Raw genomic sequence first — 13,991 nt, 5'->3', positions numbered from 1 at the left:
CTGCAACGAAGGAGCCTTCCATGCCGGAAGCCGTGATCGTCTCGTACGCCCGATCCCCCATCGGGCGCGCCAACAAGGGATCCCTCGTGGGCATCCGCTCGGATGACCTCGCCGCACAGATGGTCAAAGCCGCGCTGGACAAGGTCCCGTCGCTCGACCCCACCCACATCGACGACCTCATGCTGGGCTGCGGCCTGCCGGGCGGCGAGCAGGGCTTCAACATGGGCCGTGTCGTCTCCGTACTCGCCGGCCTGGACACCGTCCCCGGTACCACGGTCAACCGCTACTGCTCCTCCTCCCTGCAGACCACGCGTATGGCGCTGCACGCGATCAAGGCCGGCGAGGGAGACGTGTTCATCTCCGCCGGTGTCGAGACCGTGACCAACTTCGCCAAGGGCACCTCCGACCACTGGCCGGACACCCACAACCCGATCTTCGCCGACGCCGAGGCCCGCACCGGAACGCGCGCCGAGGGTGGCGCCGAGACGTGGACCGACCCCCGCGAGAACGGCCTGCTGCCGGACGTCTACATCCCGATGGGCCAGACCGCCGAGAACGTCGCGCAGATGACCGGCATCACGCGCGAGGAGCAGGACCACTGGGGCGTGCGCTCGCAGAACCGCGCGGTCGCCGCCGTCGAGAACGGCCACTTCGCCAACGAGATCACCCCGGTCACCATGCCCGACGGCACCGTCGTCTCCACCGACGACGGCCCGCGGCCCGGCACCACCTACGAGAAGATCTCGCAGCTCAAGCCGGTCTTCCGTCCCGACGGCACCATCGCCGCCGGCAACTGCTGCCCGCTCAACGACGGCGCCGCCGCGCTCGTCATCATGAGCGATGTCAAGGCCAAGGAGCTCGGCCTCACCCCGCTCGCGCGCGTGGTGTCCACCGGCGTCTCGGGCCTGTCCCCCGAGATCATGGGCCTCGGCCCGATCCAGGCCGTCAAGAACGCCCTGAAGATCGCCGGCAAGTCGGTCTCCGACATCGACCTGTTCGAGATCAACGAGGCGTTCGCCGTCCAGGTCCTCGGCTCCGCCCGCGAGCTCGGGATCGAGGAGGACAAGCTGAACATCAACGGTGGCGCCATCGCGCTGGGCCACCCGTTCGGCATGACCGGCGCCCGCATCACCGCGTCGCTCATCAACAACCTGCAGGCCGCGGACAAGCAGTTCGGCGTCGAGACCATGTGTGTCGGTGGCGGCCAGGGCATGGCGATGGTGCTCGAGCGCCTGAGCTGATCGCCTGAGGCGTCCCCGGTCGTCGCACCCTGCGTCCGACCCGGCGTCAACCCGGCGTCGACAAGAGCGTTCCGCACACATCTGCCGAGAGGCGGGTGTGCGGAACGCTCTCCGCGTTTGCGGGCAAGGGCGTCGACCCGCAGCGCAGGCCCGGCCCTTCCGTCCCCCCGCGCGCCCTTCGGTCTTGGGCATTCTCTGCGACGTGTGCGTTCTCTGCGACTCGGGCGTTCTCTCTGTTCGCCTCTGCCGCACGGGATTGTCTAGGGACCGCACCCCGAAATGCCGGCGGCCCCGGCTCCCTTCACAGGGGGCCGGGGCCGAAGGTTCGCCGGAGCCGGAGTTGCCGGCAGCGCTACCGCTCGCGCTGATCAGTCGCGGAAGTAGCTCATCAGGCGCAGGATCTCGATGTACAGCCAGACCAGGGTGACGGTCAGGCCGAGCGCGACGCCCCAGGCCATCTTGTTGGGGGCGCCGGCGCGCACGAGGCGGTCGGCGTTGTCGAAGTCGAGCAGGAAGCTGAACGCGGCCAGGCCGATGCACAGGAGGCAGAAGCCGATCGCGATGGGGCCGCCGTTGTACAGCGGGTTGGAGCCACCGGTGAAGAAGCTCAGCAGGATGCTGCCGAGCGCCGCGAACAGCACGCCCACGATGGCGGCGGTGAGGAATCGCGTGAACTTGGGGGTCACGCGCACGGCGCCGGTCTTGTAGACGAACAGCATGCCCACGAACACACCGATGGTGCCGAGGATCGCCGCGCCGACGGCACCCAGCACGCCACCGCCCTGGATGTCGGCGGTGAACAAGTAGGTGGCCGCACCGACGAAGAGCCCTTCGAGGGCGCCGTAGGTCAGGGTCACGGGGGCCGAATCCATCTTGCGGCCGAACGTGGCGACGAGCACCACGACGAGACCGCCGATACCGCCGATGAGCAACAGCGGGAACAGCAGTCCGGGGTTGATGCTGATCATGTAGAACGCGATCACGCCCACGATGCTGAGCAGACCCAGAGTCGTGGCGGTCTTGGTGACGACGTCGTCGATCGTCATGGGCCGCGTGTCCGCGTCGAACTGCGGATGGGCCTGGGGGGCGTCGTACCCGGGCTGGGCACCGAAACCCTGCTGGCCGTACTGACCCTGCTGGAAGCCCGCGCGTCCGGCACCACCGAGGTGGGTGGCGCCACGCGCGCTGTCCTGGGACAGGGAACTGAAGACCGGATTGCTGCTCGTGCGCATCGAGGTCCCTTCGGATTGTCGGGGAAGGTCGTTGATCGAGAGTCCCCGCCGGGTCACCGACGAATCACTCGTACTGGTCAACGCGCGGGCCCACCTGTGTGTTCCCCGCGTCGACCCACATCCTGCCCGACTGGTCGGACGTCCCTGACACCAGGCCATTAAAGATATGTCGTTGACATTCTTGAAGATGTCGCGGATACTCTTCGACAGACGGGCGCCGACCGGGCGTCCAGGACGGAAAGGAGTCGGCGATGCACATCGACGACACACACGAACCGGGCGACTTCGGTCCCCCGGGAGCACGGAGCCGGGGCGGGCACCCCCGGCGTGGCGGCCGCCCCGGCCCTCAGCGAGGACACCACAGGGGCCGACGCCACGAGCACGCCGGCGGCGCAGGACCCTTCGGTCCCGGCGGACCGTTCGGTCCGGGCGGGCCCTTCGGCCCCGGCGGGCCATTCGGCCCGTTCGACGAGGGACGTGGGATGCGGCGTGGACACCCGAGGCGACGACGACGAGGAGACGTCCGACACGGCGCGCTCCTGCTGCTGGCGGAGGGGCCGCTGAACGGTTACGGGATCATCCGCGAGCTCGCCGAGCGCAGTGGCGGCACCTGGCGCCCCAGCTCCGGCGCGGTCTATCCGGCACTGTCGCTGCTGGAGGACGAGGGCCTCATCGGGCCCGCCGAGGACGCCGGACCCAAGCACTATCAGCTCACCGACGCCGGTCGCGCCGAGGTCGAGCTGCTCGCGGATCGCCCCGCACCATGGGACGACGCCACCGAGGAGGCCGCCTCGCGACTCGGCGGCGACGCCGACCTGTGGAAGGCGTTCGGCGAGGCCGCCATGGCGGTGCGGGCCATCGTCCAGACGGGCGACCCCGCCACCGGCGCCGCGGCGACCGCCGAGCTCGTCGCCCTGCGCAAGCGCCTCTACGGTCTACTGGCGGACGCCGGCGACTGACCGGCAGCCGGTCACCCGACCCGGTTGTCGGCCAGGAACCGCCTCAGGTCGGAGGTCCCCGTGATGACGTTGTACGCCTGGTAGCCCCCGCGGATGGCGTAGGAGTTCACCCCGACCACCCGGCCCCGCTCGTCGACCGTGGGCCCGCCGGCCATGCCGGGGCTGAGGTCGGCGTCGATCTCGTACCCCTCCACCCCTCTCGGTGACGCCCGTCGGGTGGAGACGGTGCCGGACTTGAATGACGGTGGCTGGATGGCCTTCTCCTCCACGACGTCTCCCCCGGCGCCGGGGAACCCGATCGCGGTGATCCTGTCGCCGGGTCGCGGGTCGTCACCGGCGATCGGCAACACGGGCGGCCGCGGACCGGTGGCGGGCCCGTCGATCCGCAACAACGCCAGATCGCCCCGCTCGGCGGGCATCACGTCGGCGATCCGGACCGTCACCCACTCGGTGATGGTGGCGCCGTCGACGTCCGGTTGGCCGGCCATCACCCGGATGTCGACCTCGGCGTCCAGATCGGCCTCGTCGGCGACGTCGTGATCGTCGAGATAGGCCTCGATCACGGCCCCACGGCCCTCGTCCCGGCCGACGCAGTGCCCGGCGGTGATGATCTCGCCGTCCTCGCCCGCCATCCATCCGGTGCAGGTCCGGACCGCCGTCACCTCGGTGGACCGGACGTCGTCGCCCTCACCGCCTCCCGGGTCCAGGACATAGCCGGACGCCGTGGTCATGAGGAACACGACGGAGTCGTCCAGTCGCTGCGGGTTCATCGACGACGGCTCGGCGTCGGGAGAGGTGGATTCGATGACCCCTGGGACGTTCTGCTGAGCCGGGGGGTTCTCGCCACCGCCCTGGACACATGCCGCCGAGGTGGCGAGAACCACCGCGACGAGTGGCAATGCCGACGTCGATCGAGGGCCCATGGCGGCGTCCTTAGCCAGATGAACAGATCCTCATATGGAGATGCCCTGGACTTTACTCCGCCCGCGGATGACTCACCAGTACCAGTCGCTACTCACAGGCGACACCGTCGTTGTCCCGGTCCAGTTTCGGTGCGTACCCCGGCTCACCCCGCATCAGCGGGGCCGCGCCCGCCGCGCGCACGGCGTCGCAATTGGCGTAGTAGGCCGCCTGCGGGGCCGGTTCCGGAGGGGGTGCGTAGACCGGCGCGGGCGGCGGCGGGGCGACGGGCTCGGGCGGCGGCGGCGGAGGCGGCGGCGGCGGCGGAGGCGGCGGAGGCGCGACCGGCTCGGGCGACGAGGTCGGGACGGGTGACGAGGTCGGGACGGGCGCACTGCTCGGAGCTCGGGTGGAGGTCGCGGCGGCCCGGACCGGCGCCGTGGTGGTCACTGAGCTGGTGGCCGGGACCGGAGTCGCCGCAGGGGCGGGTGAGACCTCCGCGGCGGGCATCACGATCATGGATCCGGCGATCATCGCGAACGCCGCCGACCCCACCACCGGCCACCGGCGCGAGACGGGCGTCAGCGGAGTGTGCCAGGTAAGTGGAGCCAGCGCGTCTGCAGCGACGTACCCGGCCATCGCCTGCTGGGCCAGCGCCGCCTGCGAATCCAGCCGGTGGTCCTCATCCGCGTGCGCCCTGTCGCGGTGCTCGCAGTACAACCACCATCCACCGGGCAGGATGAGTGCCAGCCCGAACACGGCCATCGCCGCGACCGCTGCGACACCGTCCGCCAGGGAGGCCGCCCCACCCAGCACGACCAGCGCACCCACCCCCACACCCGCCCAGGCCAGCACCGGTTTCCATACCGGGGGCGTGAGGTAGGTCGGTTCGGTCAGGGTCGGATGCGACGTGGACGGCAGGACGATCGGCATGGGCGGCGGTCTTTCCGGGAGGCGAGGGGTCCCTAGCGGGACGGTGACGGCCGGGTCCGGTGCCACACCCGGCCGTCGAGTGATGTGAACAGTACTGCGGCCCAGCCCCTCGCCAAAGGTTTTCTCATAATCCGCCGGCGTATGCCTCAGACCAGGGCCACCCTGTGGTTCCACGAGCGCGCCGTGCGCCACAGACACAGCACCACCAACACCGCCGACGCGGCAAGGAAACCCACGGGCATGACGTCATCGCCGGCGGCCGCGCCGGCGCCCAACTCGCCGATGATGTCGAAGCGCACGAACTCCAGCGAGCCCCCGGTTCCCATCGAGATGCCGAACGGGAGAGCGATCATCGCCAGCAGCGAGAGCAGCTGAGTGGCCACGTAGACCAGGACGAACACCACGACCGGCCCCCCGGCGCCCAGCGCGGCCAGCCGTCGCTCGTGCCCGACCGAGACCGAGAAGTAGTAGTAGACGGGCCAGATCAGGAACGACGCGAGTGCGACGAGCACTCCGGCCGCGATCATCCAGGCCGGTGCGGCAGTGGTCACCGTGGTCCACGCGTCGGACAGGACGGAGGACGACGGCGAGGTGAGCCCCGACTGGCGGGCCGCCGCCCACCACGCGAGCAGTGCGAGCGCGGCGGTGAGGACGAGCGCGGCCAGGGACGCGACCATCGCCCACACCAGCTTGGCCCAGAAGATGACCGATCCGCGGACCGGGATGGCGTGGGTGAAGTACCCGGTCCGTCCGTAACCAGTGCGCCAGTAGTCGGCGGCCAGGGTCAACTGGACGGCCGGGACGGCCACGACCGCGGCCAGCATGCCCAGCGCCAGGCCGAGCTGGGACAGCAGTGGCCACCCGGTGGCCCCGAGCAGTCCGCCCAGGACGCCGACGAGAGCGGTCACTCCGAGAGTCGTTCCGAGCGCCCCGCGCGTGCGCAGCCACTCGTGCGTGAGCAGTGTCGTCGTCATCGGTAGGTCTCCTTGAAGATCTGGTCGAGGCTGGCGGCGTGCTGGCCGCGCAGGTCGTCGGCGTCGCCCTGCAGCAGGACCCGGCCGTGGCGCATCATCACCGCGGCGTCGAGGATGGGCTCGAGGTCGTGCACCAGGTGCGTGGAGATGAGCAGCAGGGACTCCGCGGACAGGTTGCGGACGATGCCGTCGAGGATGAGCTGACGCGCGGCCGGGTCGACCCCGGAGATGGGTTCGTCCAGCAGGAACACCCGCGCGTCGCGGGACATGGCCAGGGCGATCTGCACCTTCTCGCGCATGCCCTTAGACATCTCCTTGAGGCGCGCGGACTCGCTCAGGCCGAAGAACCCGATGAGGTCGCGGGCTTTCTCGGTCTGGAAGTCGGCGAAGAAGTCGGCGTACAGCCGCAGGCAGTAACTCACGCGGGCGGAGTCAGGCAGGAAGCTGGTGTCGGGCAGGAAGGAGACGATCGCCTTGGACTCGGGGCCCGGGGCGTGGCCGTCGATCCGCACGGTGCCGGAGTATCCCGAGAGCACGCCGGCGAGGATCTTGAGGAGCGTGGTCTTGCCGCAACCGTTCTCGCCGAGCAGGCCCACGATCTGCCCAGGGGCGAGCTGGAGGTCGAGGGCGTCCAGTGCAGTGGTGGATGCGTAACTCATGCTCAGACCCGTGGCCTCGACGAGTGTAGTGGCCGGGCTGGCGGTCGCACTCACGTCAGGTGCCTCCGTCGTGTGCATGGGCAGTGGTGTGGTCATGGTCGTCCCATCTCTTGTCGAGTAGTGCTCGCGCCTTGTCGTGGGTCATTCGCAGGCCGCGGACCCGCCGGATGAACTCGTCGGCCGCCCCCGCGGCGAGGTCGGCGCGGACCTCGTCGATCCGGGAGTCGTCGGAGGTGACGAACCTCCCGCTGGCCCGCTCGGACCGGCACAGCTCGAGCCGTTCCAGCTCGGCCAGGGCGCGCTGCGCGGTGTTGGGGTTGACGCCCAGATCGGCCGCCAACTCCCGGACCCCGGGCATCCTCGCGCCCGTCGGCCACTCCCCCGTCACGATGCGCCGCGAGAACTCCTCGACGAGCTGCACCCAGATCGGGGATGAGTTGTCGAACTGCATCGCCGCCCCCGTTTGTGTTGCTGTATTAGGTGCTTAATACAGTGACACCACGGCGCGGAGATGTCAATGCGGGGCGCGGCGGAGCGGTGATCGGTGACGGCGTTGTATATACCCCGTGGGGTATGTATTCTCGGATACGAGGCGTGGACGGCCCCACACACCGCCCGCGGACCCCTCGCCCATCGGAGAAACCAGAGGAGTACGACCATGTGCCGACCCGCCACCTGCAAGACCTGTGGAAAAACGACGTGGGCCGGGTGCGGCATGCACGTGGACCAGGTGATGTCCGGCGTGCCCAAGGCCCAGCGTTGCCCCGGACACCCCACCGCGCCCAAGGAGGGGTTCCTCGCGAAGATGTTCGGCAGGTAGCCGGACGAGGAGTCGAGGAGCGAGCCGGGAACCGTCGGTCGAGGCGCCCGGAGCCGTGGCCCTGAGCCGTGCGCCCGGACCCGCGCGCCCAGATCAGTGCGTCAGAACGACCTTGACCCCGACGATGGTCGCCGCGACAGCCGTGAGTGCCGCAGCACTGATGAGCCAACTCCGGCTGGGCCGCTCGCCGTTGAGCCGGCCGATCACAAAGACGATGCCGCCGATCCGCACCAGAACGGTGAGCTCCGCCAGCAGCAGTGCGGTGCGGAGCTCGAGCACACCGACCCAGCCGACCGCGAGGATGAGGGACGGCAGCACCGCCGAGCTCAGGATCGGCACCGAGTTCCGCAACTCGGCGATCTTCTCGGCCCGGGTCATGGCCTCGCCCTCGCGTACCGTGTGGCCGACCGCCTCGGCGAAGGCGTGCGCGATGAAGGTCGACACCGCGGTGCCCACCACGATCGCGATGCCGACGTACTTCTCGGTCTGCACGAGCGGGACGAGCGCCGCCAACACCAGGATGTTGCCGTAGATGTAGGCGCTGATCCGGCTCGCCGCGTCGTCCCTGTCCAGCGGCGCGCCCCGGGAGAGCCATGAGGTGCGCGGCAGGGAACGACCGTCGGTGTCCATGGCGACAAGCGTGACAGACCCCGGGAGCCCGGGGCACCGAGTTCACCGTCCTGCCCCGAGCCGCCGGGGGCGCGGAATACTGTGAACACGCCTGCGATACGGGCGGCTGTGGGGAGGCGACGGGTGGACTCATCGGTGGACGTGGTGATCGTCGGCGCCGGCATCGCCGGATTGGTCGCCGCACGCGAGTTGACCCGCACGGGCCACGAGGTGCAGGTGCTCGAGGCCCGCGACCGCGTCGGGGGCCGGCTCCTCAACGCGACTCTGCCCGGCGGGGCTCCGATCGAGGTCGGGGGGCAGTGGGTCGGCCCCACCCAACTCCGGATTCTCGCGCTGATCAACGAGCTGGGACTGCAGACCTTCCCCACCCACGTCGCGGGTCGCCACATCGCCGAGCTGGGCGGGGCCAGGTCGGACTACTCCGGCCGGATCCCCCGGTTCGATCCCGTCACCCTGGCCGACATCGCGCAGACACAGTGGCGTCTCGACCGTATGGCCGCCCGCATCCCGCTCGCGGACCCGTGGCGCGCGCCCGGCGCCGATCGCCTGGACTCGCAGACGTTCGACACCTGGCTCAGGCGCACCGCACGCACCTCGCGGGGCCGCGGGTTCTTCCGTCTCCTCACCGAGGCCGTGTTCTCGACCGGACCCGAGGACCTGTCCGCGCTGTGGGCGGGGTTCTACATCGGTGCCGCCGGCGGACTGGACGCGCTGATCGACACCGCCGGAGGCGCGCAGCAGGACCGCGTGGTGGGAGGGGCGCAGACGATCGCGATCGAGATGGCGCGGGAGCTCGGCGATCGCGTGCGGCTGGACAGCCCGGTCACCGCGGTCGAGTGGGACGCCGCGGGAGTCCGTGTCCGCGCCGGCGACCGGGCGGTGAGCGCGCGGCATGTGGTGATCGCGGTACCACCGCCGCTGGCGTCGAGGATCCGCTACTCACCCGGCCTGCCCGGCGACCGCGACCAGGTGGTCCAGCGGATGCCCATGGGCCGGGTGATCAAGATCAACGTCGTCTACCCCGAGCCGTTCTGGCGTGCCGACGGCTGGAGCGGTCAGGCGAACAGCGACACCCGACCGCTGGGCACCGTCTTCGACAACACTCCCCACGCCGGCACGTCGGACGGCGCCGGGCCCGGTGTACTCGTCGGATTCCTCGAGGGCCGCCACGCGGACCGGGGTTCGCGGATGACCGCCGCCGAGCGTCGCGCGCAGGTGCTGGAGGACCTCGCCGGCTACTTCGGCCACCGGGCCCGCGGTGCCGTCGACTACATCGAGCGCGACTGGGCCGAGGAGGAGTACAGCCGCGGCTGCTACGGTGCGTTCGCCGCGCCCGGGACCCTGACCCGCTTCGGCCCCCACCTCCGCCGCGCCGTCGGCCCGATCCACTGGGCCGGCACCGAGACCGCCACCCGCTGGGCCGGGTACATGGACGGGGCGGTCGAGTCGGGTCGGAGGGTGGCCGGGGAGATCGTGTGCAGCCGCTGATCCGCGCCGCCAGCCTCCGCGGGTTCGGCCCGCTGGTCAGCGAGCTCGGCGGAGACCCCGATCGGCTGCTCGAGCGGTACGACATCGCGCGCGAGGTGCTCGCGGACGATGACGGGTTGGTGTCGATCACCGCGCACGACCAGATGCTCGACGCGGCCGCCGCGGAAGTGGGATGCCCCGATTTCGGGCTGCGGCTGGCCGACCGACAGGACGTCTCCATCCTCGGTCCGGTGGCCCGGGCGGTCCGCTCCAGCTCCACCGCCACCGAGGCGCTCGAGTGCGCGGCGCGGTTCCTGTTCGTCCACAGCCCCGCGCTGACGATCGGCGTCGACGACGACCCGTGGGGCCGTCGCGGTGTGATCGCGCTGACCTACCGCAAGCAGCTCTCCGAATCGCCGTACTCCCCGCAGGCCATCGAGCTGGGTCTGGGCTTGTTCCACCGGATGGCCGTGCAGCTACTCGGGCGCAGTCCGGGCCTCCGGTCCGTCGAGCTGCCCCACGGTCCACTGTCGCCCGTGGCCCGCTACCTCGACTTCTTCGGCGCCGACATCAAGTTCGACCGGCCCGTGGCCGCGCTGTGCGTCGAACGCCGGATCCTGGACGCCTCGTTCGACACCGCGGACGAGGAGATCCGCCTGGCCGCCCTCGAGCACCTGGCGGGGTCGTACTCCGACCCCACCCGGTCGATGTCCGGACGGGTCCGCCGGGCGGTGGCCGAGAGCCTGCCCGGGCCGGTCCCGTCCCTCGCCGAGGTGGCGGCCTCGCTGTCGATCCACCCCCGGACCCTGCAACGCCACCTCGTCGTCGAGGACACCACCTACGGTCAGGTCGTCGACGACCTGCGACGAGACCGGTCGCACCGGTTCATCACGACCACCGACCTGTCCTTCACCCAGATCGCCGACCTGGTCGGCTTCTCCGAACAGTCCACGCTCAGCCACGCCGTGCGTCGGTGGTTCGGCCTCTCCCCCGGAGGCCTCCGGCGCCGGGCAAGACTGTCGCGCTGAGACAAGTTTTCCTCCCGCGGGCACCGGATCCTGAACGTAGCCACCAGAACCACGGCACCCGGAGAACCACGGCGCCCGTAGTAGTACAGGAGCGATGATGCTGCGCGAACACCAGCTGAATGACCAGAAGCTGCAGGAACAGTCGTCCGAGCAGATGCTCGAGCAGATCGGCGCGCGGTCGATCCCCGAATTCGACGGCGTCCACGACCTGTGGCCTCGCGGCGAGCGCCTCCGGGCCGTGCGCGCGGCGGCCGCCGAGTACAAGACGCGCTTCGTGCAGCAGGGGCAGGTGCGGGCCGTGCAGTCGGTGGACGTGGCCGCGGCGCCGTACCCGGTCAAGTACGCCTTCAACAACGCGGTCTCGGTCCCCAGCCTGCCCCTGATCACCATGATCAACCGGATGATCGTGGTGCAGTACGACGACTGGAACGGCCGCCCCCGCACCCTGGTGTTCGAGCCGACCGTCCCCGCCGGGTCCGCCGAGGCGCCCTTCTACGACAACCTGCAGAAGCTCATCGACAAGGTCCCCGGCGGCGGCGTGGCCGTCAAGCTGCTCCTCAAGTACTTCAACGAGCCGGACCAGGCGCTCGCCAAGGTCGGGCTCACGCCGCAGGACGTGGATTTCTGCACGTTCGACCACCTCCATGTGCAGGACCCCCGCATGATCCTCGGTTCGACCGAGGTGATCCCCGGCGACACCGCACCCCGCGCGCCGCTGTTCGCCGACGCCAGGCTGCTGGTCCACCGGCGCGAGCTGGCCACCCTCGAGGACCTGCACCCCATGCAGTGGGCCTGGTACGTGGAGGACGGGCTCGGCGGGGTCGACCGGTCCAAGTTCGCGGTATTCGACGGGGACATCGAGCTCGGCCCGGGTATCGCCCTGATGTGGACCCCCGGCCACACCGACGGCAACCACTCGCTGGTCATCAACACACCGGACGGCGTCTGGGTGTCCTCGGAGAACGGCATCTCCCTGGACAACTGGCAGCCGGAGCTCTCCCGGATCCCGGGCGTGCGGCGGTACCACGAGCAGTTCGGTCGGGAGATCTGTCCCAACGCCAACACCCTCGAGGACTCGCTGGACCAGTACGACTCCATGATCAAGGAGAAGACCATGGCGGACCCGTGTCCCGGCGATCCGCGCTGGTTGCAGATCCTCCCCTCCACCGAGCTGGTCCCGTGGAAGCGTTTCTGGCCCGTCGTGCCCACCTACTGCCACGGCGGCATCTCCTACGGTCAGATCCGGTCCGGACTGAGAAGCGAGAAGTGACGACGACGAGGTCGCGCTGTGCCCTCGTGACCGGGGCCGGACGCGGCCTGGGCAGGGACATCGCCCAGCTGCTCGCCGACCGCGGATACCACGTGATGGTCACGGACATCGACGCCGACACCGCCGCCGCGGCCGCCGCCGAGATCGGCGGGCACGCCACCTGGGCGGCCGTCGACGTCCGGGACCACTCGCAGGTCGAGGCGGCCCGGGATGCGCTGCTCGCCCAGGGCGGGCGCCTCGAGGTGTGGGTCAACAACGCCGGAGTCCTGCTCACCGGCCCGGCGTGGGAGCAGACCGAGGACCAGCGGCGACTGCTCATGGAGGTCAACGCCCTCGGCGCTATCAACGGGACCGTCGCCGCGATCGACGCGATGCGCGGCCGGGGTGCCGGGAGCGGTGGCGGCGGGAACAGTGGCGGCGGCGGGCACATCATCACCATCGCCTCGCTGGCCGGGATCTCCGCCGTGCCGGGTGAGGCCGTGTACGCCGCCTCCAAGCACGCGGTGATGGGGTTCAGCACCAGCACCGCCATCGACCTCAGGCTCGCGGGAGTGAACGACATCTCGATCTCCTGCATCTGTCCGGATGGGATCTGGACGCCGATGATCCACGACAAACTGACCGACCCCCAGGCCGCCCTGTCGTTCTCCGGCTCCCTCCTCCAGCCCGGTGACGTGGTGCGCGCGGTGGGCAGGGTGCTGGACTCCCCTCGCCTGGTCACGGCCGTTCCGTCCTGGCGCGGGGCGCTCGCCCGGCTGGGTGCGACCTTCCCGCGGCTGGCCGTGGCGGGCCTGCCCCTCATGGCCGCTCAGGGGCGCCGGACGCAACGCCGGCTCCTCGCGACCCGGGAGTCCGCACGAGGATGACCGCACGCGTGAACGGGGACGTCACCACCAGCACTGCCTGTACTACCAGCACTGCCGTCATCACCCACCGCGATCCCAGCCCGCAGTCGCGCGCCCTGTACTGGGCCGCCCGCGCCACGCTGCGGCAGGTCTACCGGGTCTGGCCGCTGACAGACGCCGGGATCCGAGGACTCGCCGCCGTGGAGCGCGGGTTCACCCGGCTCCCGCACCCGCCCGGAGTGCACGTGGACCACACGACACTGGGCGGCGTTCCGGCGGTGACCATCGCCCCGCAGACCATCAACCCCGAGGCCGCCGGACCGGGCGCGATGACGGACGTGGCGGTGCTCTACCTCCACGGAGGCGCCTTTGTCTTCTGCGGTCCCAGCACCCACAGCCGGTTGTGCGGCAGTCTGGCGACGGGCCTCGGCGCTCCCGTGCACTCGGTCAGGTACCGGAAACTGCCGGAGGTCGACATCGCCGCCGTGGTGGACGACGTCTACCGCGCTTATCGCGCGCTGTCCGCCAGGTTGCCGGCGGGGCACCGGATCGTGGTGGCCGGAGACTCCGCCGGGGGCTTCCTGGCGGCCAAGCTCTGCGAGTTGGCGGCCCGCGACGGAGTCCGGCCACCCGCCGCCCTGGTCGGGTACTCGCCGCTGTTCGACCTCGACGGCGAGCTGCGCGACGGCTCGTGGTTCACCCGGGACGCCTACCAGCCGGCCAGCACCCTCCGGCGCGCGCAGCAGTTCTGGTCGAGTCGTCCCTATGAGCTGCCGGGCAGTAGGTCGATGGTCGACTGCGACCCCGCCGTGTTCCCCCCGACACTGATCACCCTGGCCGCGGGCGAGCTGGTGGAGACCGCCGCACTCGCACTGACGGAGCGACTCCACGCCGCCGGCCGGACCGTCGAGACACACCGCTGGTACACGGCCGTGCACGCCTTCCCTGTGCTCGACGCCCTGACCCCGGAGAGCCGGCGGGCCGGGGAGATCACGGTGGCGTTCCTGCGGCGGGTGCTCGGCGGGTAGCCGCG

The 13,991-nt window shown here is 70.6% G+C and carries 15 protein-coding genes; 8 read left to right on the top strand and 7 right to left on the bottom strand.

Annotation, left to right across the window (positions count from 1 at the left end; genetic code table 11):
* Positions 1-20: 20 nt before the first annotated feature.
* Positions 21-1,241, top strand: coding sequence for an acetyl-CoA C-acetyltransferase (locus ABIE38_RS11940; RefSeq protein WP_354056513.1), 1,221 nt, complete (start codon positions 21-23; stop codon positions 1,239-1,241).
* A gap of 368 nt (positions 1,242-1,609) precedes the next feature.
* Here the strand turns inward: ABIE38_RS11940 and ABIE38_RS11935 are convergent, their stop codons facing one another.
* Complete coding sequence (locus ABIE38_RS11935) at positions 1,610-2,473, bottom strand: Bax inhibitor-1/YccA family protein (RefSeq protein ID WP_354056512.1); 864 nt, start codon at positions 2,471-2,473, stop codon at positions 1,610-1,612.
* 482 nt (positions 2,474-2,955) lie between these two features.
* Between ABIE38_RS11935 and ABIE38_RS11930 the strand changes: the two genes are divergently transcribed.
* On the top strand, positions 2,956-3,432 hold the full coding sequence (locus tag ABIE38_RS11930; protein WP_354056510.1) for a PadR family transcriptional regulator: 477 nt from the start codon (positions 2,956-2,958) through the stop codon (positions 3,430-3,432).
* An 11-nt stretch (positions 3,433-3,443) separates the two neighbouring features.
* Here ABIE38_RS11930 and ABIE38_RS11925 read toward each other — a convergent pair whose 3' ends face one another.
* From ABIE38_RS11925 to ABIE38_RS11905, 5 genes are all read right to left on the bottom strand, one after another.
* Positions 3,444-4,355: a S1 family peptidase gene (locus ABIE38_RS11925; protein ID WP_354056508.1), complete on the bottom strand. Its 912-nt coding sequence runs from the start codon at positions 4,353-4,355 to the stop codon at positions 3,444-3,446.
* Positions 4,356-4,443: 88 nt separating this feature from the next.
* On the bottom strand, positions 4,444-5,265 hold the full coding sequence (locus ABIE38_RS11920) for an excalibur calcium-binding domain-containing protein (RefSeq protein ID WP_354056506.1): 822 nt from the start codon (positions 5,263-5,265) through the stop codon (positions 4,444-4,446).
* Positions 5,266-5,411: 146 nt separating this feature from the next.
* Entirely contained in the window at positions 5,412-6,239 is an 828-nt protein-coding gene (locus tag ABIE38_RS11915; RefSeq protein ID WP_354056504.1) for a hypothetical protein, read from the bottom strand.
* On the bottom strand, positions 6,236-6,898 hold the full coding sequence (locus ABIE38_RS11910; protein WP_354056502.1) for an ABC transporter ATP-binding protein: 663 nt from the start codon (positions 6,896-6,898) through the stop codon (positions 6,236-6,238). The genes ABIE38_RS11915 and ABIE38_RS11910 overlap by 4 nt, the downstream gene beginning before the upstream one ends.
* Before the next feature lie 55 nt (positions 6,899-6,953).
* A complete protein-coding gene (locus tag ABIE38_RS11905; protein WP_354056500.1) occupies positions 6,954-7,349 on the bottom strand; it encodes a GntR family transcriptional regulator in 396 nt (131 codons plus the stop codon).
* A 207-nt stretch (positions 7,350-7,556) separates the two neighbouring features.
* Here ABIE38_RS11905 and ABIE38_RS11900 point away from each other — a divergent pair, with 207 nt between their 5' ends.
* Positions 7,557-7,718, top strand: a complete 162-nt coding sequence (locus tag ABIE38_RS11900; protein WP_354056498.1) for a DUF8730 family Cys-rich protein — start codon at positions 7,557-7,559, stop codon at positions 7,716-7,718.
* Between the two features lie 93 nt (positions 7,719-7,811).
* Here ABIE38_RS11900 and ABIE38_RS11895 read toward each other — a convergent pair whose 3' ends face one another.
* Positions 7,812-8,348, bottom strand: coding sequence for a hypothetical protein (locus ABIE38_RS11895; protein WP_354056496.1), 537 nt, complete (start codon positions 8,346-8,348; stop codon positions 7,812-7,814).
* An 81-nt stretch (positions 8,349-8,429) separates the two neighbouring features.
* Between ABIE38_RS11895 and ABIE38_RS11890 the strand changes: the two genes are divergently transcribed.
* The 5 genes from ABIE38_RS11890 (at position 8,430) to ABIE38_RS11870 (ending at position 13,986) form a co-directional block, all read left to right on the top strand.
* A complete protein-coding gene (locus ABIE38_RS11890; protein WP_502914774.1) occupies positions 8,430-9,836 on the top strand; it encodes a flavin monoamine oxidase family protein in 1,407 nt (468 codons plus the stop codon).
* Complete coding sequence (locus ABIE38_RS11885; RefSeq protein WP_354056494.1) at positions 9,824-10,843, top strand: AraC family transcriptional regulator; 1,020 nt, start codon at positions 9,824-9,826, stop codon at positions 10,841-10,843. The genes ABIE38_RS11890 and ABIE38_RS11885 overlap by 13 nt, the downstream gene beginning before the upstream one ends.
* 97 nt (positions 10,844-10,940) lie before the next feature.
* On the top strand, positions 10,941-12,113 hold the full coding sequence (locus ABIE38_RS11880; protein WP_354056492.1) for an MBL fold metallo-hydrolase: 1,173 nt from the start codon (positions 10,941-10,943) through the stop codon (positions 12,111-12,113).
* Positions 12,110-12,979: an SDR family oxidoreductase gene (locus ABIE38_RS11875; RefSeq protein ID WP_354056490.1), complete on the top strand. Its 870-nt coding sequence runs from the start codon at positions 12,110-12,112 to the stop codon at positions 12,977-12,979. The genes ABIE38_RS11880 and ABIE38_RS11875 overlap by 4 nt, the downstream gene beginning before the upstream one ends.
* Positions 12,976-13,986, top strand: a complete 1,011-nt coding sequence (locus ABIE38_RS11870) for an alpha/beta hydrolase (protein WP_354056488.1) — start codon at positions 12,976-12,978, stop codon at positions 13,984-13,986. The genes ABIE38_RS11875 and ABIE38_RS11870 overlap by 4 nt, the downstream gene beginning before the upstream one ends.
* Positions 13,987-13,991: the final 5 nt, after the last annotated feature.

The sequence above is a fragment of the Dietzia sp. 2505 genome (assembly GCF_040546785.1).
Taxonomy (GTDB): domain Bacteria; phylum Actinomycetota; class Actinomycetes; order Mycobacteriales; family Mycobacteriaceae; genus Dietzia.
Note: the sequence above shows the minus strand (reverse complement) of the source record. Positions and strands in the feature narration are given on the sequence as shown.